Below are 18,910 nucleotides of genomic sequence, written 5' to 3'. Positions count from 1 at the left end.
CCATGGCCCCGCGCACCTCGTCCAGCGTCGCCCCGGCGATCTCGCGGGCACGCTCGTTCCCGGCCCGGAGCCGGGGGCTTCCCCGCGCGCCCGTCCGTGTATCCGCGTGTCCGCCCGTCCGCTTGTCCGCGTGCCCGTGTGCCCGCCCGTCGTCCCCGTGCGGCGCGATGTGGGGGGTGGCCGATCGCCGACGGTGCAAGTACGTTGACCTTGCGTCGAGTTGCACCTTCCTCCCGGTGTCGTGACGAGGCGGCCGTGCTGGTTCGTGCCCTGCCGTCCTCGCCCTGACCAGCGCTGCGTACTCATCGCGCGTGCCCAGGAACGGTTCGAGGGAAGGTGGGTTCCGGTGAATCAGACGAAGGCTCCGGCGGACGGCGCGGATCTGCCGGCCAGCATCGAGGTCGCCTGGGGACTGCGGGAACGCCCGGTCAAGGGACCGAAACCCGGGATGACCCTGGACCGCATCGTGGACACCGCGGTGGCGGTGGCGGCGTCCGAGGGGCTCGGCGGGGTCTCGATGGGGCGGATCGCCAGGGACCTGGGCTCCTCGACGATGTCGCTCTACCGGTACGTGTCCGCCAAGGACGAGCTGTACGTCCTGATGCAGGATGCGGCGATGGGCCCGCCGTCCCCGCTGCCCGCGCTGGAGAGCGGCGCCGGCTGGCGGGCGGCGCTCGCCGAGTGGGCCCGCGCGCAGCGCCGGGTCTTCCACCGCAACCTGTGGATGCTCCGCCTCCCGATCCCGGGACCGCCCGTCAGCCCGAACTCCGTCGCCTGGTGGGAGCAGGGGCTCCAGTGCCTGGAGGGCACCGGCCTGGACGCGGACGAGAAGACCTCCGTCGTCCTCCTGGTCAGCGGGTTCGTGCGGAACGAGGCGCTGCTGAGGGGTGACCTAGTCGAGGCCGTGGCGGTGCGGGGCATCCCGGCGCAGGAGGTGACGGACGGGTACAACCGCACCCTGAACCGGCTCGTCGACCCCGTACGCCATCCGTCCCTCTCCCGGCTGCTGGGGTCCGGGGCGCCGGGGGTGTGGGGCGGGTCCGACCGCGAGTTCGGCTTCGGGCTGGAACGGGTGCTGGACGGGATCGCGGCGCTGGTGGACGTCAAGTCCGGTTGAGGTCGGGGGCGTACGCTTCATGGTCATGAGCGGAGAGAGGCCCGGTCCGGAACCGGCGGAACACGCGACCGGCGCGGCGGGCGCGGGCGGGGCGCCGATGAGCCTGCGGGAGCGCAAGAAGCGGCTGACGTACGAGGCGGTCTCCGAAGCGGCGATCGCGATGTTCCTGGAGCGGGGCTTCGACAAGGTGTCGGTGGCGGAGGTGGCCGCGGCCGCCGACATCTCCAAGCCGACCCTGTTCCGGTACTTCCCGACCAAGGAGGACCTGGCCCTCCACCGGTTCGCCGACCACGAGGACGAGGCGGCCCGGGTGGTCGCCGCCCGTGCGGACACCGAATCGCCCCTGGACGCCCTGCACCGCCACTTCCTGGCCGGGCTGGAGCGGCGGGACCCGGTCACCGGACTCTGCGACGTGCCCGCGGTGGTCGCGTTCACACGGCTGCTGTACGGGACGCCGTCCCTGGTGGCGCGTCTGTACGCCTACCAGAGCCGCTCGGAGGAGGCGCTCGCCCGTGCGCTGGGCGACGGTACGGGGGACAGGCTGGCCGCGGGCCAGATCGTCGCCGTGCTGCGCATCCTGGGGCTGGAGAACTGGCGGCGGATCGACGGCGGGGAGAGCGCGGACCGGGCGTACGGTCCCGCGGTCGAGGCGGCCGAACTCGCCTTCGCGCAGCTGCGGTCGGGGCTGGAGGCGCGGCGGTAGCGGTCCGTCGCGGCATCGTCCCGGCCATTGACCGGGGCCGGTGTGTGCCGCGGGCCGGGGTCGGTGGTCGTCCGGGCGCCGGGGCCGGCGGTGCGGTCAGGCGCCGGGGCCGGCGGCGTGCAGCACCGCCTCGGCGATCTCCCGGACCCGGTCGCGCGTGATGCCGGTGCGCTGTTCGACGGCGAGCGGGTGGTCGGTGGGCTCCAGCTCGATCCGGGGGCGCAGGCCGATCGGGCGGGTGTGCGCGTTCGTCTTGAGGTTGGTGGTGCGGGGCGAGTACAGCCCCAACTCGGTGCTCAGCCAGCCGAAGTAGGGCTGCTCGGCCTCGCGGCCCGGGGTCTCCCACACGTCCAGGGCACGGGCGAAGTTCTCCCGGCTGAGCGAGACCCAGACACCCCAGGAGAAGGGCTCCGCACTGCCGAACACGGGTATCTCGATCAGGCCCTTGATGAAGTAGTGCTCGTGTCTGACGATGCACTGGTCGGAGGAGAGCATGCTGTCGGGGTCGCTCTCCAGGCGCGCGTCCCAGACGTCGGGGGCCATGGTCGAGTACCCCATCGGGAGTTCCGCGTGGTGTTCGCCGCAGCGGGAGCAGGTGTATCCGGGGTCGATAGCCATGGCCCGGATACTAACGACCCGCCGTCGGGGCCGTGCCGTGATCGCGGAGGGGTGCGCGGGCGGCCCGGCCCGGTCTACGAGGGGTCGCCGAGCACCTTCTCGCGCAGGGCGGCCCACTCCAGGGAGTGGCGGATGCCCTCCGTCAGCGAGTACCGGGGCCGCCACCCCAGCAGCCGCCCGGCCCGCTCGCTGCGGGTGTACGCCCCCGCGACGTCGCCGGGCCTGGCCGGGGCGTCGACCGCCCGGACGGGGGTGTCGATCACGCTGTTGAAGGCGTCCAGGAGTTCGCGCACGGTGGTGCCGGTCCCGGTGCCCAGGTTGACGACGGTGGAGGCGGGGGCGGTCGCGGGGCCGGTGCCGGGGGGCGGCAGGAGGGTGTCGAAGGCGCGGAGCGCGGCCACGTGCGCGGCGGCCAGGTCCCAGACGTGGATGTAGTCCCGCAGGCCGGAGCCGTCGCGCGTCGGGTAGTCGGTCCCGGTGATCCGGAACGGGACGCCCTCCTCCTGTGCCTGGATCATCTTGCCCAGGGCGTGGCTCGGGCGGCGCAGTTGCAGCCCCGTCCGCATCTCCGGGTCCGCGCCGATCGGGTTGAAGTAGCGCAGGGACAGCACCCGCAGCGGCAGGGACGCGGAGATGTCGGCGAACATCTGCTCGCACAGCGCCTTGGTCCGCGCGTACGGGCTCTGCGGGTCGAGGGGGGAGTCCTCGTCGACCGTCAGGTCCTCGGCGGCGGCGTAGATGGAGGCGGAGGAGCTGAACACCATGCGGGTGCAGCCGTTGCGCAGGAGGTGGTCGACGAACTCCAGGCTCTTGGCCACGTTCGCCCGGTAGTAGCCGATCGGGTCGGCGACCGAGTCAGGGACCACGATCAGGGCCGCGCAGTGGACGACGGCCTCGATGTCGGGGTGCTCGGCGAAGATCCGGTCGACCAGCGGGCCGTCCGCGATGTCGCCCTCGTGGAAGGCCCGCCCCGCGGTGAACTCCCGCCTGCCCGTCACCAGGTTGTCGAGGACGACGGGGGTGATGCCCGCGTCCTCGCAGGCGGAAGCGACCGTGCTGCCGATGTAGCCGGCGCCCCCGGCGATCAGGATCTTCATGCGGTGCCTGCCTCTCTGGAGCCGTCGGTCGATCGTAGAACGGGGCGGGGGCGCCTGTGTCCCGGTCCGGTCATGACCGATTGCCGTCACTGCCGGTTGCTGCCACTGCCGGGAACCGGACCCGTCGTCACTGCCGGGACTCGGGCCGGGACTCCAGTACGTCGGCGACCACGCAGCTGACGTTGTCGGGGCCGCCGGAACGGTTGGCCAGGGAGACGAGTTCGCGTACGGCCCGCTCCGGATCGCCGGCCGTCGTGACGACCCGGCGCACCTCCTCGGCCGGGACGACGCCGGACAGGCCGTCGGAGCAGAGGAGGTAGCGGTCCCCGGCCCGGGCGTCGTGCAGGCGCAGGTCGGGCACGGCGCCGTCCGACCCGCCCAGGGCCCGGATCAGCAGGGACCGTTGGGGGTGGACGGTGGCCTCCTCCTCGGTGATCCGGCCCTCGTCGACCATCGCCCGGACCGCGGTGTGGTCGTGGGTGATCTGGAACAGCTCCCCGTCGCGCAGGAGGTAGGCGCGGGAGTCGCCGATGTGGACGAGGGCCAGCTGCGATCCGGTCCACAGCATCGCGGTGAGCGTCGTACCGGCCTCCGCCGCGGCGTCCGCGCCGACGACGTCGTGCACGGCCCGCCCGGCCCGTTCGACGGCGGTCTCCAGGACGTTGAGGAGGTCGCCCGCCGGGATGCCCTCGGTCTCCAGGTGCTTGAGCGCGTCGACGGCCGCGGCGCCCGCGGGCGCTCCCGTACGGCCGAAGCCGTCGGCGACGGCGAGCAGCCGGGATCCGGCGTGGACGGTGTCCTGGTTGCTCTCCCTGACCAGGCCCGTGTCGGAGAGCGCGGCGTAACGGAGTTCCAGGGGCTGGGTGTTCGGGGACATGGCGGGGTCCTTCCGTGACAGGTGGTCGACGAGGAAGCCGGCCAGGTCCCGCCGCGCGGCGGTGTCGGCCTCGACCCGGGACCAGAACGCGCGGACCTCACGGGCCGCCTCGTCCGGCTCCAGCGTGCCGATGTGCCGGACGAGGGCCAGCGGCATGCCGAGACGGCGCAGCCAGGCGACCAGCCGTGCCCGGTCCAGTTGTTCCGGCGCGTAGAAGCGGTAGCCGGTCAGCGGGTCGACGCGGGCGGGGGTCAGCAGGCCGAGTTCGTCGTAGTGGCGCAGTGCCTTCGGCGACAGCCGGGACGCCTTCGCGAACGCCCCGATGGTCAGCAGTCCCATGGTCCGGTCCTTCCTCGTGCCGGACGCGTCGCCCGGCCCCACCGATGCTGTGGCTTCCCCCAGGGTGAAGGTCAACCGCGAACCCGAAGTCGCCCGCCCGTCCCTGCCGGGCCCAGACGGGAAGCGCCGGTGGGCCCCCGGGCCCGGGTCCGGACCGTCCCGCGGGCCCACGCGTCGGCGCCGAACCGGAACCGTGCGCCCCGGCACCCCCGCTCCCGCCTCGCGGGACCGGGGAAAAAGCACCGACACGTCCCCGCGTCGAACGGATGTCGTGGATGGTCGTTTCGCCCGTGAAACGGCGGCCCGGTCACAGAGGTTGCATCCGGCAGGTACCTGCCACGGAGGTGGACCCCAGGACCCTGGAGGGCCATTCCGGCCTCTGCCATGCTCTCGCCAAATCGACATGCGTGGTCCACCGGATCACGGGTGCGGGACCAGCGGGAAATGAAGGAGGACGGGACATGTGTGAGCAGTGCGGTCCGGCCGGCGGTGCGGTGGAAGAACTGCGGGACCTCCGGCCGACGGGCCCGTCGCGCAGAAAGCTGCTGCTCGGTGTCGGCGCCGGGCTCGGTGTGGTGCTCACGGGCGTACCGGCCCTGACCTCGTCGGCCTCGGCGGCGACACTCAAGGACGGCCGCTGGTGCAACCCCGCCCGGGGCTACTTCCCCGCGGGCGGCCACTACGGAGCCTCGCGCGGCGGTCTGCCGCACGCGGGCCAGGACGTCACCAACTCGGTGGGTACGGCCGTCTACGCCGCGGCCGCCGGCACCGTGATCCGCCGCGGCCGCAACGTCCTGTCCGGGCGCTCCGGGAACGGCCTGGTCATCTCGCACGGCAGCGGCCGGTACACCTACTACGGGCACCTCAGCGTGTTCCGGATCGGGCTGAACGCCAAGGTCTCCGCGGGACAGCGCATCGCCGACATGGGCGCCACGGGCAACGTGACCGGGCCCCACCTCCACTTCGAGACCCACAGCGGAGGGCTGGGCTCCACGGTCAACCCGGTCTCCTACCTCGCCGCCCGCGGCGTGGACCTGGGCGGCGGCTGGTCGTCCATCAACCCCGGCGCCTCGGGTGCGACCGTGAAGGTCGTCCAGTACCTGATGACCCAGCGCGGCAGGGCGCTGACCGCCGACGGCAACTACGGCTCGGTGTCGGTCGCCGCGGTCAAGAAGTTCCAGTCCTCCAAGGGGCTGGTGGCGGACGGCCAGGTCGGCCCGAAGACCTGGGCGAAGCTGGTCTACACGATCCAGAAGGGCAGCTCCGGATCGCATGTGCGCGCCCTCCAGACGGCGTTGAACAAGCACAGTGCGGGCCTCGCCGTCGACGGCGGCTTCGGCTCGGCGACCAACTCCGCGGTCCGCTCCTACCAGAGCGTCAACCGTCTGGTCGTCGACGGCCAGGCGGGTCCGAAGACCTGGGAGGCCCTCGTCGGCTGACGGTGTGAACACGTGGGGGCGGGGCCGGGTCGACGGTTCCGCCCCCACGGCTTTGCGGCGAGTACGCGGAGAAGCGGGGGCGCCCGGCGGGCGGAGGGGGAAGAGGGGTCGTCTCAGACCGCTGCCGCCCCGCGCCGGTCCGGTCCGAGGACCTGGTCGATGTGGTGGTCGAGCACCCGCGCGGCGGCGTCCGGTGTGCGGTATCCGAGGGCGACGTCCACCCCGAGGCTCGTGGCGAGCGACCAGCAGATGTCGGCGTCGACGCGCTCCGAGCCGCCGGGCCCGCCGCCCCGCTCCTGCCGGGCCGCGGCGATGAGCCCGGCGGTGAAGGAGATCAGCTCGTCGTCGCCCGGGGCGAGGACGCTGGCCGTCGTCGGGTCGGAGACGGCCCGCCCGGCCGCCGCCAGGGAGAACCGCATGAGCCGCGTGCCGACCTCGTCCGGACCGACCAGGGCGTGGAGGCAGACACGGAGGACGGTCTCCGGGTCCGTCGCCCCGGCCGTGCGCACCGCTTCCTCGATGCTCGCGTTCACGGCCCGGGTGGCCCGGTCGAGCGCGTCGCGGATCAGGGCCTGCATCGACGAGTAGTAGTGCTGCACCTGCCCCATGGAGACGCCCGCTTCGTCGGCCACCTTGCGCAGGGTCACCTGCTCGATGCCACCCCGGACCGCCAGCGCCCAGACCGCCTCGACCAGGCGCTTCCTGCGCTGCTCATGATCCACGACCTTCGGCACGGCGCCTCCTTCCCCACTCGTTGCCATGCGGTTGCATTGCAACCCGCTGCCCGACGCATTACAGTGCAAGTGCATTGTAACCGCCTCTGACGTGGCGTTTCCGTGCGGCGGCGGCATTGTGCGCCGTGACGTTGCGGCGTTCCGGGGATCCGGGGATTCGGGAAGGCATCACATGAAGTACGACATTCTTCAGGGCCTGGGTGTGGCCCTTCTCGTGCTCGGGGCGCAGGGGGCGATCCGCCGACTCGTCGATCACGACGACGCCGGCCTGCTCGGCCGGCTGCCGGGCGGGTTCGCGGTCGGCGTCACCGTCCACGCGCTCGCCGCCGTGGCGGGCGCGATCGTCGCGAGCCGGGCCCGCGGCGCCGCGAGGGCGTCCGGCCGCCGCGGCTGACGGGCCGGCCGCACCGGGTGTCCCGGCCGGGGGCAGGGCACCCGCCCGGCCCTTCCCGACCGGCCGGACGAGTGGTGTGGCGCACTTTTGCAAGCGCCTGCTTGCAAAAGTTAGCAAGGGTGGCGCACCATCGGGGCATGGCATCACTCAACGTCGGCAATCTCGGTGAGTACCTGCGCGAGCAGCGGCGTACGGCGCAGCTGTCGCTGAGGCAGCTCGCCGACGCCGCCGGAGTGTCCAATCCCTACCTCAGCCAGATCGAGCGCGGGCTGCGCAAGCCGAGTGCCGAGGTGCTGCAGCAGGTCGCCAAGGCGCTGCGGATCTCGGCCGAGACCCTTTATGTACGGGCCGGGATCCTGGACGAGCGGGAGCGGGAGGAGCTGGAGACACGGGCGGTGATTCTGGCCGACCCCTCCATAAACGAGCGGCAGAAGAGTGTTCTGCTGCAGATCTACGACTCCTTCCGCAAGGAGAACGGGTACGAGCCCGGACCGGAGGCCGGCGCCGACGCCGCACCGGTGACCGGCGACGCATCCGCGGCGGAGGCCGACGAGAGGCCCGCACCGGACACCGACGACCGGCCCGCACCGGACGCCGACGGTTCCCGCGCGACCGGCGGCAACGGCGCCGATACGGCTTCCAAGCCCTGAAAACCCTCACACCGAGCCTGATGATCCGGGAGGACCACAGTCATGGCCATCACCGATGACCTGCGCAAGACCCTCACCGACCCGACCCCCCTCTACTTCGCCGCCGGTACGGCCGATCTCGCCGTCGAGCAGGCGCGCAAGGTCCCGGCGCTGATCGAGCAGCTGCGTGCCGAGGCGCCCGAGCGCATCGAGGCCGTGCGCAACGCCGACCCCAAGGTCGTGCAGGAGAAGGTGACCTCGCAGGCCAAGGAGGCGCAGGCCACCGTGCAGGCCAAGGTCACCGAGGTGATCGGGTCGTTCGACAGCGATCTGCGGAAGCTGGGCGAGAACGCCCAGGACCTGGCCCTGCGCAGCCTGGGCGTGGCCGCCGAGTACGCGGTGCGGGCCCGCGAGGCGTACGAGAAGGTCGCCGAGCGCGGCGAGCAGACCGTGAAGAACTGGCGCGGCGAGACGGCCGACGAGATCGTCGAGATCGCCGTCGTCGTCGAGCCGCGCAGGGAGTCCCGCCCGGCGGACACCACGAAGGCGAAGCCGGCCAACGGGACGGGGACGGCGAAGGCCACGGGCACGGCGAAGGCGCCGTCCGCCTCGCGGCCCGCGACGAAGCCCGCTTCGAAGCCCGCCCCGAGGCCGGCGGCGAAGGCCGTCCCGAAGACCGCCGGTGCGCAGGGCGGTACCGCCGCGCCCGCGAAGAAGGCGCCCGCGCGCAAGCCCGCCGCGAAGAAGACCACCCCGCCGAGCGCGAAGTAGCACCCGCGGCGTCCCGGCCCCGTGACGGTTGCCGGACGCCGAGGGGTGTGGGGGAGCGTGGGCCGGGCACCTTCAGGGGTGCCCGGCCCTTCGTCCCGGTACCTTGGCCGCGAGGCGCTCATCCATTTGATTAGGCGGTGCACACACCATGTTGCTCACAGGATTCAGCACATTCGTCTGGCTGCTCTACATGGTCATGCTCGTCCTGGCCGTGGTCGCGCTGGTCATGGCGGCGATGGCCCGTGAGGACGCCTACCGGGCCGCGGACAAGCAGAAGAAGTCCTTCTGGCTGATCATTCTCGGCATCGCCGTCGCCGTGAACCTCTTCGTGCCGATGCTGTTCCTCCAGCTGGCGGGCGCGGTCGCGTCCATCGTCTTCCTGGTGGACGTACGGCCCGCGCTGCAGGCGGTCTCGGGCGGCGGACGGCGGGGCGGCTCCAGCAGCGACGGCCCGTACGGGCCCTACAACGGCGGACGCTGAGCGTCCACGGCGCCCGTCGGCGCCGTGGACGACGACGATCAGGGGCGGGGGCGCGCGACGCTCCGGCTCCGGTCGCTCCCGGGGGTCCGGTCGAGGCGGTCCTGGTCGCGGTCGAGCAGCAGGACCGCGACGTCGTCGGTCAGCTCGCCGCCGTTCAGCTCCCGCACCTGCGTGACCGCGGCGTCCAGCAGCTCCTCGCCGGTGAGCCCCTCCGCCAGCTGCCGGTTGATCATCGAGACCATGCCGTCCTGGCCGAGCCGCTGGGTGCCGGTCGTTCCGACCCGCCCCTCGATCAGCCCGTCCGTGTACATCATCAGGCTCCAGGTGCCGCCGAGGTCCACCTGCCGGCGCGGCCAGCGGGCGTGCGGCAGCAGCCCCAGCGCCGGGCCGCCGTCCTCGTACGGGAGGAGGCGCGCGGCCCGTCCCTGCCTGGCGATGAGCGGGGCCGGGTGGCCCGCCAGGCAGAGGCCGGCGCGGCGGCCGTCGGGGGCGATGTCCACGGTGCAGAGCGTCGCGAAGATCTCCTCGCTCTCCCGCTCGTGCTCCAGGACCTGCTGGAGGGTGGAGAGCAGGTCGTCGCCGCACAGCCCGGCCAGGGTCAGAGCCCGCCAGGCGATGCGGAGTTCGACGCCGAGCGCGGCCTCGTCGGGGCCGTGCCCGCAGACGTCGCCGATCATCGCGTGGACGGTGCCGTCGGGCGTGCGGACCGTGTCGTAGAAGTCCCCGCCGAGCAGCGCGCGGCTGCGGCCGGGCCGGTAGCGGGCCGCGAAGCGCAGGTCGGAGCCTTCGAGTAGGGGAGTGGGGAGCAGACCGCGTTCGAGCCGGGCGTTCTCCTGGGCGCGCAGCGTGGACTCGGTGAGCCGGCGCTGGGCGACGTCGGCGCGCTTGCGGGCGACGGCGTACCGGATGGCGCGGCTGAGCAGCCGTCCGTCCAGGTCGTCGCGGCAGAGGTAGTCCTGGGCGCCGACCCGTACCGCCTCGGCGGCCAGTTCGGCGTCGTCCTCCGCCGTGAGCGCGAGCACGGCGTGGCGCGGTGCGATCCGCAGTACGTGCCGGAGCGCGGCGAGCTCGTCGGGGCCCGCGGGGTCCCCCGCCCCGGAGGCGGCGGCACGGGTCTCGCTGCCGGTGGGCAGGGCCAGGTCCAGCAGGACGCAGTCGACGTCGTCCGTGAGCAGCCGGCCCGCCTCGGTCAGGTTGCGGGCGGTGCGGATGCGGATCCGCGTGCCGGCCGCGGCCGGGAGCTCGGGGACGGTGAAGGTGCCCGCCGGGTCGTCCCCGATGACCAGGAGGACGAGGTCGGAGCCGAAGGAGGCGTCCGCAGCGGTGGCCTCGCATTGCTGCGGTATGGATACGGGCATTGGTTCGGTTTTCCTTCCCTCCCCCCGAGGGCGCGGCGGAGCGCCGATCGACGACCCGCCAGACGGGGACGATAGCGGTCCTCGGTACGGGAAAGGAATGGCGTTCCGGGTGCGGTTGCCGTCACACGCACAGCCATAAGCCGCGTCATGTCACGGATCCGGCGAGAAGTGCCGGTGAGCGCGCGGGTGCCGGGGCATGACAAAGGTCACGTGGCGGCGCCGGGGCGGGTGGCGCGGGTCACCCCGGTGAGGACGGATCGCTCCGGAGAGGGTGGATCACTGCGGCCGGGACGGGCCGCTCGGGCGGGGACGGACACCTCGCCGGACCCGCCGACCGGCTTCCCGCCAGGCCCCTCGCCGGCAGTCCGCCGGGCCTCTCGCCGGTAGTCCGCCGGGGTTTCCGCCGGGCCTCTCGCCGTGGCTCCCCGTCCGTCCCCCGCCGGACGTCACTTGTCCGGGCGCACCACGCCGAGTATCCGCATCGAGCCCGCGCCCGCCAGCGTGACGTTGCGGCCGGGGCGGGGGGAGTGGACGATCGCGCCGTCGCCGATGTACATGCCCACGTGGCTGGCGTCGTCGTGGTAGATGATCAGGTCGCCGGGGCGCATGTCCTTGATGGCGATGCGCGGCAGCAGCCGCCACTGCTCCTGCGAGGTGCGCGGGATCGGGCGGCCCGCCGCGGCCCACGCCTGGGACGTGAGCCCGGAGCAGTCGTACGAGTCGGGGCCCTCGGCCCCCCAGACGTACGGCTTGCCGATCTGGGCCGTCGCGAAGGCCACCGCCGCCTTGCCGCGCTTGCTCGCGCTGCGGTTGATGTCCTTCAGCGCGCCGGAACTGAGCCAGGCCGTCTGCTGCTTGTACGCGGCCTCCTGCTCCAGCTTGAGCAGCCGGGCCCGCTCCTCCTTCTTGAGCCGGGACTCCAGCTTCTTCGCCGCCGCTATCTGCGCGTCGATCTTCTTCTTGGCCTTGGCCTGCTTGATCCGGCCGGCTTCGAGCTTCTTCCAGTTGGTGTTCGCGTCCTTGGTGTAAGTCTCCAAGTCCTGCTGGGTCCTGGTCAGTTCCCCCAGGACGCCCTTCGCGGCCTGCTGGCCCTCCCTGACCCGGCTCACCCCGTCCAGGAACAGCTGCGGGTCGTCGCTGAGCATGAACTGGGCGCCGGGCGGCAGCCCGCCCGTGCGGTACTGCTCGCGGGCCTGGGCGCCCGCCCGGTTCTTCAGGTCGGCGATCTTCGCCTGGCCCACGACTATGGCGCGGGCCAGCTTCACGATCTCGCCGGACTGCTTCTCGGCCCGTTCCTCGGCGAGGTTGTACGCGTCGGTGGCCGCCCCCGCCTTGCGGTAGAGGTCGTCGATCTCCTCGCGGACCTCTTCGAGGGTCTTCTTCGGCGTCTCGGAGGGAGGAGTGGGTGCGGCGAAGGCCGGTACCGGCGTGATGAGCACGGACAGCGCGCAGACCAGAGTGATCGCGGCCGAGGCACAGTGACGTCGGTTCACGGGGTTCCCCTCCGAGTGAATCTGATTTCCCGTCAGTAACTTTTCGCCGATGACGAGATCGTGCCATGCCGTACCGAAAAGCAACAGAGGCGCACACCCGCTGTCCCGACGGTCGTACGGACCGATCGCCGACCCGGCGCCGCTCCCCCCGAACTCCTTGCCGCCCCCGCGAATCTCCCCCGCGCCCCCGTCGCCCCCATCCCCCTTCTGGACGAACGGCGGCCCGTTCCCGTTCCCACCGCATCGGCCGGAGCCGGTCCGTCGGTCCGCAGGGGCAGCCGGAGCCGGTCCGTCGGTCCGCGGGGGAGTCGGAGCCGGTCCGCCGCAGCGCCTTGGGCGGCCGCGTCCGATCCGTTCAGTGCGCGCCGGGCCGGAGGGCGTCCCACCGCACCGTGACCTCGCCCTGGCGCCACCGCCGTACCCCGTCGGTCAGCGGCCAGTCGCCCGACAGCGCCCGCACCGCCGTGATCCAGCGCTGCCGGGCGCCCAGCGACGCGTACGGGGCCGCCGCCGCCCACGCCCGGTCGAAGTCCCGCAGGAAGGCGTGGACCGGTTCGCCCGGCACGTTGCGGTGGATCAGCGCCTTCGGCAGGCGTTCCGCCAGGTCGGAGGGGCGGTCCAGGGAGCCGAGCCGGGTCGCGAACGTGACCGTGCGCGGACCCTCCGGGCCGAGCGCCACCCAGACGTGCCGGCGCCCGATCTCGTCGCAGGTCCCCTCCACCAGGAGCCCGCCCTGCGCGAGGCGCGCGCACAGCCGCTCCCAGACCTCGGCGACCTCGCCCTCGTCGTACTGGCGCAGCACGTTCGCCGCCCGGACGAGGTCGGGGCGCTCGGGGAGCGGGATCTCGAACCCGCCGTGCAGGAAGGTCAGGCCCTCGCGCTCGTACGGCTTCGCCGCCGCGACCCGTTCCGGATCGATCTCGATGCCGACCACGGCGGTGCGCGGCTCGGCGGTGCGCAGCCGGTGCAGCAGCTCGACGGCGGTCCAGGGGGCGGCCCCGTATCCGAGGTCCACGGCGACCGGACGGTCGGCGCGGCGCAGGGCCGGGCCGTGGGTGGCGGCGATCCAGCGGTCCATGCGGCGGAGCCGGTTCGGATTGGTGGTCCCGCGGGTCGCGGTGCCGATGGGGCGCATGACAGCGAGCGTAACGACCCCGCGGACCCGGCCCGGACCGGGCGGACGGGCGGGCCCGGTGGCACCGCGAACGGTCACTCGCCGTGACGGCGTGCGAGTCGCCCGCCGCGCCGACCCGTCGTAATGATTTGGCAAAGCGGAAATGAAGGGAGGGATTCCGCTGTTGCAGCCCTCGAAGGGGCTCAGGTCCCTCCGGTGTCGTGCCCTGAACGAGCCCGAATCCCGAATGAGGAGGACCGGACGACGTGACCCAGTACGTCTCCCGGCTCGGCAGCAGCCGGGTCGCGCCGCGCCTCAGGTTCCCCACTGCCTTCCCCGGCGGCCACCGGAAGCCCCGTCGGGTCGCGATGCTCTCCGTGCACACCTCGCCGCTGCACCAGCCGGGCACGGGTGACGCGGGCGGCATGAACGTCTACATCGTGGAGCTGGCCAGGCGCCTCGCCGCGATCAACATCGAGGTCGAGATCTTCACCCGGTCCACCACCGGCGGGCTGCCCCCGGCGGTCGAGCTGGCGCCCGGTGTCCTGGTCCGGCACGTCGACGCGGGCCCGTACGAGGGCCTGGCCAAGGAGGAGCTGCCCGCCCAGCTCTGCGCCTTCACGCACGGCGTGATGCAGGCGTGGGCCGGCCAGCGCCCCGGCTACTACGACCTGGTCCACTCCCACTACTGGCTCTCCGGCCACGTCGGCTGGCTCGCCGCCCAGCGCTGGGGCGTCCCGCTCGTCCACGCCATGCACACCATGGCGAAGGTGAAGAACGCGGCGCTCGCGGAGGGCGACACCCCCGAGCCGGCCGCCCGCGTCATCGGCGAGACCCAGATCGTCGACGCGGCCGACCGGCTGATCGCGAACACCGCCGAGGAGGCGGACGAGCTCGTCCGCTTCTACGAGGCCGCCCGGGGCTCCGTCGCCGTCGTCCACCCCGGGGTCAACCTGGACCGCTTCAGCCCCGCCGACGGGCGCGCCGCGGCGCGGGCCCGTCTCGGGCTGCCGCAGGACGCGCTGATCCCGCTCTTCGCGGGCCGCATCCAGCCGCTGAAGGCCCCCGACGTGCTGCTGCGGGCGGTCGCCGTCCTGCTGGACCGTGAACCCGCGCTGCGTTCCCGGATGGTCGTACCGGTCGTCGGCGGCCCGAGCGGCAGCGGGCTCGCCAAGCCGGAGGGGCTGCAGAAGCTGGCGGCCCGGCTCGGCATCGCCGACGTCGTACGGTTCCAGCCGCCGGTCGGGCAGGAGCAGCTCGCGGACTGGTTCCGGGCCGCGTCCGTGCTGGTCATGCCCTCGTACAGCGAGTCCTTCGGGCTGGTCGCCATAGAGGCCCAGGCGGCGGGCACCCCGGTCGTCGCGGCGGCCGTGGGGGGTCTGCCGGTGGCGGTGCGGGACGGGGTCAGCGGCTTCCTGATACCCGGCCACGACCCCGCCGAGTACGCGCGGGCCCTGGCCCGGTTCGCCGAGACGCCGGAGCTGGTCGCCCGAATGGGTGCCGCCGCCGCGGCGCACGCCCAGGGCTTCGGCTGGGACACCGCGGCGTCCGCGACCGCCGAGGTGTACACGGCCGCGATGCACGAACACCGCCGTCGCCGCGTACGCTCGCACCATGGCTGACGCACCCGACGACGTACCCCGCGGCGCCGCGCCGACCGAAGCGGCGGCGGCCCCGGCCGACGCGGTGACGGCTCCGGCCGACGACGAGGCGACACGGGCCGCGCGGGTCATCGAGGCGACCCTGGAGGACGCCGGGCTCGCGTGGGAGAGCCCCGAACCGGGCGGTTACGTGGTCACGCTGCCCGGCACGCGCAAGCTGTCCACCACCTGCTCCCTGCGCGTCGGCAAGCACTCGCTCTCCCTCAACGCCTTCGTCGTGCGCCACCCCGACGAGAACGACGCGGCGGTCCACCGCTGGCTGCTGGAGCGCAACCTCCGCCTCTTCGGCGTGAGTTACGCCATCGACCGGCTCGGCGACATCTACCTGGTCGGCAGGCTGCCGCTGTCCGTGGTCACCCCGGAGGAGCTGGACCGGCTGCTCGGCACGGTGCTCGAAGCGGCCGACGGCTCGTTCAACACCCTGCTGGAACTGGGTTTCGCGAGCGCCATCCGCAAGGAGTACGAGTGGCGGGTGTCGCGCGGCGAGTCCACGCGGAACCTGGACGCGTTCGCCCACCTGACCCGGCGCCCGGCCGGCTGACCGGCGCCCGACTGATCGACGGAGCACCCGGCCGACTGGCGGGTCGCCCAGCCGACTGACGGGGCGGGTCCGCGGGCGTCCGCATCGGCCCGACGTACCGCGGCACGCCCGGCTCGACACACCACCCCGCCATGCCACGACACCGGGCGGCACGTGACGGAATGTCATGCCATGCGACGGTATCCGGTGGAAAAGCACGGCTCACCCACAGGTGTCGGTACTCGACGCGCCTTGCGACGACGAATGGCGCTTTCACAGAATGATCACGACGTCGTCACGATCGCATCCCGTGCCCTAATTGATTGATCGTCAAACCAAGTTCCGCTCATAAAGTGAGCGCACCCGAAATCCCCGCTCAGAGAGACGGACCGGATCCATGCGCTCCTCCGCCATACGCCGTACCGCTGTTGCCGCCGCCGCGGTGTCCCTGGCCCTGCTCGCCGCCGGTTGTGGCGGCGGTTCGGACTCCGGTTCCGACGGCGACAAGGCTGGCACCAAGGGCAAGGAGTCCGCCGCGGCGGAGCCGGCCGCCAAGGCGCTGAGCGCCGCCGAGCTGGAGAAGGCCGCACTGGCCCAGGGCGACGTCAAGGGGCACAAGATCTCCGAGGCCGCGGCCAAGGACGTGGTGGCGGCCAAGGACATCAAGGTCGAGAAGGAGGTGTGCGCCCCGCTCGCGAACGCGCTGATGGGTGCACAGGTCGGCGAGCCCGGCGCGTTCACGAAGCGCACCGTCGTCAGCGAGCCCAAGAAGGGCTCCATGGACAAGGACACCGGGAACGCCGAGGACGCCTTCAAGGCGGCCTTCGACATCACGACGACGCAGCTGGCCCTCGGCTCGTACGAAGGCAAGGGCGCACAGGACTCGGTCGCCGCGCTCCGCACCGCGGCCACCGAGTGCGCCGGTGGCTTCGAGTTCACGGCGGCCGGTGAGAAGCAGAAGGTCAGCAAGATCACCGAGGCCCAGGTCGAGGCCGGCGAGGAGTCGGCGGCCTGGACGGTGGAGCTGGAACAGGACGGCGAGAAGGGCGAGATGAAGCTGGCGGCGCTGCGCCAGGGCTCCTCGTTCGCCTCGTTCTCCTCGATCAACCTGGCCGCGATGGGCGAGGGCGGAAGCTTCGACCTGCCGACCGCGGTGATGGAGGCCCAGGCCGGGAAGCTGGCCTGAGAGGACGGCCGGGACCGCCGCACCCCCTCGCGGCGGCGGTCCCGCGCCGGACGCTCCGAACCGAACGGTCCGAACCGAACGGTCCGCACCGGGTCAGGGCAGCGGGACGAGTCTCACCACGGTGACGATCAGGACGGACCGGGAGACGTAATAGAGCACGATCGCGCCGGCGACCGTCGCCTCGCGGCGATCGCTCTCGCTCTTGACGGCGGTCGAGCCGTTTCCGTACGGGTCGAGGCCCAGGGTGCGCGCCATCTCGGTGCGGAAGGTCTCGCCGTCGCGCATCTTGGCCAGGGTGTCGTCGGCGGGCGGGGCGTAGGAGATGCGGAAGCTCAAGCGACGCTCCGCCTCTCGGCCTCGTCCTGAGCCAGCCGGTCCAGGATCTTCTCGGCCTCCGGGTCGGGCACGGCCTCCAGCATCCAGTGCCGCATGACCGCCTGGATCTCGCCCACACCGGCGTCGTTGATGGCGCGGTCGAACTCCTCGCGTCTCTCCTCCGGCAGCGCGGCGCGGATGGCCGGGATGCTGTTGGGCACGTCGACTTCGGCGCCGCCGACAAAGGTCTTCAGGGTTTCGCCCATGATTGCTCTCCCCGTTCTCCTTGCTCTCGCCGCACGGCCCGTCCGGTCGGTCCCCGCCCGTGCGCGGGCCGGCGTTCGCGAACCGGTGCGTGGGCCGGTGTCCGACTCACGGTAGCGCCAGGCGGCACGGCGGACGCGGAACGCGCACGATACGTTCGCCGCATGGCAGGAACATCATGGGACATAGTGCTGGTCGGCGGGGCGTCGGGTGTCGGCAAGAGCCGGCTCGCCGCACAACTGGCCGATGAGCACCGGGCGTTCGTGGTCGAGTTCGACGACGTGGTGAGCGCGGTCGAGGCGATGACGACGGCCGAGCACCACCCCGCCGTCCACCACTTCGACGACGTCCCGGACATCGACCGGCTCCCCACCGGCCGGGTGCTGGACCTCCAGATCGCCACGGCCCGCGCCCTGGAGCCCGCGGTGCTGGGCGTGGTCCGCAACCGCCTGACCGTCGACGTGCCCGCCGTGGTCGAGGGCGACTACCTCACCCCGGCCGCCGCCGCGGCGGCCGTCCACGAGGGCGCGGGTTCCGGCCGCCGGGTGCGGGCGGTGTTCCTGCACGAGGCCGACCCGGACCGGATCACCGCCAACTACGCCGCCCGGGAGCCCGACAGCGGCGAACAGCGCAGCCGGGCGCGGGTCAGCGCCGCGTACTCGCACTGGCTCGCCGGCCAGGCGGCCCGGCACGGACTGCCGGTGGTCGACTGCCGCCCCTGGGACGACCTCGCGGAGCGCGTGGCCCTGGCGTTGGACCGGTAACCGAACCGGCTCGTGCCCGCCGCCCCGTCGCCCGACCCGTGTCTGTCACACCCCCGCCGTACGCTCGGCCCATGAGCGTCTCCATCTACTACAGCGCCCGCCGCGCGGCCCCGCTGACCGAGGCCGAGTCGGCCGCCGTCGAACGCGTCGTCACCACGCGCGCGAAGTCGTTCCCGTACGACGACGAGGAGAGCCTGTACCTGTACGACCTGGACGACGACGGCCGGGGCGACGAACTCCTCACCGGGTCCACGAAGCTGCCGACCGACCCCGACCGGTGGCTGCCGGTGACGGCCCACGTCCTCGACTCCGTCACCGAGTTGCGCCGCGCCGTCGAGGGCGCGGAGTGGCACGTCCACCTGGACGACACCGACATCCCCTGGGACGAGCACGCGGGCTACGACCTGCCGGGCATGCGGGACCCGGACCTCGCCGCCGAACTCGGCGGCCTCTGCGACCCGGAGTGACCGCAGAGATCGCTCGGGTCCGGGCCGGCCCGCGTCGCGAAAGAGCCCTCCGCCCGCGGTTCTCCCGCGGGCGGAGGGCTCCTTCGGATCGTGCCGGGGCCTACTTCTTCTTGCCCTGGTTCTTGTCGGGGATCTTGGCGACCTTTGTTTTTTTGCTGCTCAGAGGCGGTGGGCATGGGCCCCTGGTGGTCTTCGTGGTCGTTATTGGCCTCTGCCGAGCGTCCTTGGACGGCCCAGCTTGCCGTGCCCGGTTGACAGTCGGCGCCCCTTGATCGCTGTTGATCTCACCCGTGGATGTCAGCCGGAGCTAACGTTTTCTTCGCTTCTGCTCCTTGGCTACCTTCTCCTTGTGCTGGGCTACACCGCACGCAGACCACGGTTTCTGACGCACTGGGCTCCTGGAGGCGCTGGTCACCAGCTTCTGCTGGCATCACTCCCCTATCTTCGTCGGGGTGCCCTCTCCGCCATGCTGCTTCCCTTTCGGCCGCGTACGCAGCACGTAAAGAATCAGGAACCGAGGCGGATACTGCTCTGTCAGGCGCCCGTTGACGCCATCAATCGTTGCAAAA

22 protein-coding genes are annotated in these 18,910 nt (G+C 72.5%); 12 read left to right on the top strand and 10 right to left on the bottom strand.

The genetic code is table 11. The features are described 5' to 3' along the window. The coding region (locus ABZZ04_RS04290) for a hypothetical protein (protein WP_356930641.1) at positions 1–199 on the bottom strand (199 nt) is incomplete at its 3' end. 147 nt (positions 200–346) lie between these two features. On the opposite strand from ABZZ04_RS04290, the gene ABZZ04_RS04285 reads away from it, so the two are divergent. Together ABZZ04_RS04285 and ABZZ04_RS04280 are read left to right on the top strand one after the other, a co-directional pair. Beyond that, a complete protein-coding gene (locus ABZZ04_RS04285) occupies positions 347–1,117 on the top strand; it encodes a TetR/AcrR family transcriptional regulator (protein ID WP_356930640.1) in 771 nt (256 codons plus the stop codon). Between the two features lie 19 nt (positions 1,118–1,136). Then, positions 1,137–1,820, top strand: coding sequence for a TetR family transcriptional regulator (locus tag ABZZ04_RS04280; protein WP_356930639.1), 684 nt, complete (start codon positions 1,137–1,139; stop codon positions 1,818–1,820). Positions 1,821–1,916: 96 nt separating this feature from the next. Here the strand turns inward: ABZZ04_RS04280 and ABZZ04_RS04275 are convergent, their stop codons facing one another. The 3 genes from ABZZ04_RS04275 to ABZZ04_RS04265 all read right to left on the bottom strand — a co-directional run bounded on the left by ABZZ04_RS04275 (position 1,917) and on the right by ABZZ04_RS04265 (position 4,751). Next, on the bottom strand, positions 1,917–2,438 hold the full coding sequence (locus ABZZ04_RS04275; protein ID WP_356930638.1) for a DUF2199 domain-containing protein: 522 nt from the start codon (positions 2,436–2,438) through the stop codon (positions 1,917–1,919). 74 nt (positions 2,439–2,512) lie between these two features. Further along, positions 2,513–3,535, bottom strand: a complete 1,023-nt coding sequence (gene galE, locus ABZZ04_RS04270; RefSeq protein WP_356930637.1) for a UDP-glucose 4-epimerase GalE — start codon at positions 3,533–3,535, stop codon at positions 2,513–2,515. Between the two features lie 127 nt (positions 3,536–3,662). Continuing rightward, positions 3,663–4,751 carry a MerR family transcriptional regulator gene (locus tag ABZZ04_RS04265; RefSeq protein ID WP_356930636.1) on the bottom strand — a complete coding sequence of 363 codons (1,089 nt, stop codon included), beginning with the start codon at positions 4,749–4,751 and terminating at the stop codon, positions 3,663–3,665. A 572-nt stretch (positions 4,752–5,323) separates the two neighbouring features. On the opposite strand from ABZZ04_RS04265, the gene ABZZ04_RS04260 reads away from it, so the two are divergent. Continuing rightward, positions 5,324–6,190 carry a peptidoglycan-binding protein gene (locus ABZZ04_RS04260; protein ID WP_356930668.1) on the top strand — a complete coding sequence of 289 codons (867 nt, stop codon included), beginning with the start codon at positions 5,324–5,326 and terminating at the stop codon, positions 6,188–6,190. Between the two features lie 113 nt (positions 6,191–6,303). Here ABZZ04_RS04260 and ABZZ04_RS04255 read toward each other — a convergent pair whose 3' ends face one another. Further along, positions 6,304–6,924 carry a TetR/AcrR family transcriptional regulator gene (locus tag ABZZ04_RS04255; RefSeq protein ID WP_356930635.1) on the bottom strand — a complete coding sequence of 207 codons (621 nt, stop codon included), beginning with the start codon at positions 6,922–6,924 and terminating at the stop codon, positions 6,304–6,306. Between the two features lie 172 nt (positions 6,925–7,096). On the opposite strand from ABZZ04_RS04255, the gene ABZZ04_RS04250 reads away from it, so the two are divergent. The 4 genes from ABZZ04_RS04250 (at position 7,097) to ABZZ04_RS04235 (ending at position 9,199) form a co-directional block, all read left to right on the top strand. Beyond that, positions 7,097–7,318, top strand: a complete 222-nt coding sequence (locus ABZZ04_RS04250) for a hypothetical protein (protein WP_356930634.1) — start codon at positions 7,097–7,099, stop codon at positions 7,316–7,318. A 137-nt stretch (positions 7,319–7,455) separates the two neighbouring features. After that, positions 7,456–7,968, top strand: a complete 513-nt coding sequence (locus tag ABZZ04_RS04245; RefSeq protein ID WP_356930633.1) for a helix-turn-helix transcriptional regulator — start codon at positions 7,456–7,458, stop codon at positions 7,966–7,968. A 42-nt stretch (positions 7,969–8,010) separates the two neighbouring features. Beyond that, positions 8,011–8,718 (top strand): hypothetical protein, encoded by a 708-nt coding sequence (locus ABZZ04_RS04240; RefSeq protein ID WP_356930632.1) that lies wholly within the window; start codon positions 8,011–8,013, stop codon positions 8,716–8,718. Between the two features lie 148 nt (positions 8,719–8,866). Then, the gene (locus ABZZ04_RS04235) at positions 8,867–9,199 is read left to right on the top strand and encodes a DUF2516 family protein (protein WP_148837158.1); all 333 of its coding nucleotides are present in this window, start codon (positions 8,867–8,869) and stop codon (positions 9,197–9,199) included. Positions 9,200–9,237: 38 nt separating this feature from the next. Here ABZZ04_RS04235 and ABZZ04_RS04230 read toward each other — a convergent pair whose 3' ends face one another. The 3 genes from ABZZ04_RS04230 to ABZZ04_RS04220 form a co-directional block, all read right to left on the bottom strand. Beyond that, positions 9,238–10,557 (bottom strand): SpoIIE family protein phosphatase, encoded by a 1,320-nt coding sequence (locus ABZZ04_RS04230; protein ID WP_356930631.1) that lies wholly within the window; start codon positions 10,555–10,557, stop codon positions 9,238–9,240. Between the two features lie 446 nt (positions 10,558–11,003). Continuing rightward, positions 11,004–12,050: an NlpC/P60 family protein gene (locus tag ABZZ04_RS04225; RefSeq protein WP_356930630.1), complete on the bottom strand. Its 1,047-nt coding sequence runs from the start codon at positions 12,048–12,050 to the stop codon at positions 11,004–11,006. Between the two features lie 355 nt (positions 12,051–12,405). Then, positions 12,406–13,185 carry a class I SAM-dependent methyltransferase gene (locus ABZZ04_RS04220; protein WP_356930629.1) on the bottom strand — a complete coding sequence of 260 codons (780 nt, stop codon included), beginning with the start codon at positions 13,183–13,185 and terminating at the stop codon, positions 12,406–12,408. Positions 13,186–13,430: 245 nt separating this feature from the next. On the opposite strand from ABZZ04_RS04220, the gene mshA reads away from it, so the two are divergent. The 3 genes from mshA (at position 13,431) to ABZZ04_RS04205 (ending at position 16,531) form a co-directional block, all read left to right on the top strand. Next, positions 13,431–14,786, top strand: a complete 1,356-nt coding sequence (gene mshA / locus ABZZ04_RS04215) for a D-inositol-3-phosphate glycosyltransferase (RefSeq protein WP_356930628.1) — start codon at positions 13,431–13,433, stop codon at positions 14,784–14,786. Next, positions 14,779–15,366 carry a YbjN domain-containing protein gene (locus ABZZ04_RS04210; protein WP_356930627.1) on the top strand — a complete coding sequence of 196 codons (588 nt, stop codon included), beginning with the start codon at positions 14,779–14,781 and terminating at the stop codon, positions 15,364–15,366. Before mshA ends, ABZZ04_RS04210 begins: the two co-directional genes overlap by 8 nt. Positions 15,367–15,742: 376 nt before the next feature. Continuing rightward, the gene (locus ABZZ04_RS04205; RefSeq protein ID WP_356930626.1) at positions 15,743–16,531 is read left to right on the top strand and encodes a hypothetical protein; all 789 of its coding nucleotides are present in this window, start codon (positions 15,743–15,745) and stop codon (positions 16,529–16,531) included. A 93-nt stretch (positions 16,532–16,624) separates the two neighbouring features. Here the strand turns inward: ABZZ04_RS04205 and ABZZ04_RS04200 are convergent, their stop codons facing one another. Next, the gene (locus ABZZ04_RS04200) at positions 16,625–16,867 is read right to left on the bottom strand and encodes a hypothetical protein (protein ID WP_356930625.1); all 243 of its coding nucleotides are present in this window, start codon (positions 16,865–16,867) and stop codon (positions 16,625–16,627) included. After that, positions 16,864–17,112: a hypothetical protein gene (locus tag ABZZ04_RS04195; protein ID WP_148837165.1), complete on the bottom strand. Its 249-nt coding sequence runs from the start codon at positions 17,110–17,112 to the stop codon at positions 16,864–16,866. Before ABZZ04_RS04195 ends, ABZZ04_RS04200 begins: the two co-directional genes overlap by 4 nt. A 162-nt stretch (positions 17,113–17,274) precedes the next feature. On the opposite strand from ABZZ04_RS04195, the gene ABZZ04_RS04190 reads away from it, so the two are divergent. Beyond that, on the top strand, positions 17,275–17,874 hold the full coding sequence (locus tag ABZZ04_RS04190; protein ID WP_356930624.1) for an AAA family ATPase: 600 nt from the start codon (positions 17,275–17,277) through the stop codon (positions 17,872–17,874). A gap of 71 nt (positions 17,875–17,945) precedes the next feature. Then, positions 17,946–18,341 carry a hypothetical protein gene (locus tag ABZZ04_RS04185; RefSeq protein ID WP_356930623.1) on the top strand — a complete coding sequence of 132 codons (396 nt, stop codon included), beginning with the start codon at positions 17,946–17,948 and terminating at the stop codon, positions 18,339–18,341. The last annotated feature ends 569 nt before the right edge of the window (positions 18,342–18,910 follow it).

Origin of the sequence: Streptomyces sp. NPDC006435 (assembly GCF_040612315.1) — a bacterium.
Lineage (GTDB): Bacteria > Actinomycetota > Actinomycetes > Streptomycetales > Streptomycetaceae > Streptomyces.
Note: the sequence above shows the minus strand (reverse complement) of the source record. Positions and strands in the feature narration are given on the sequence as shown.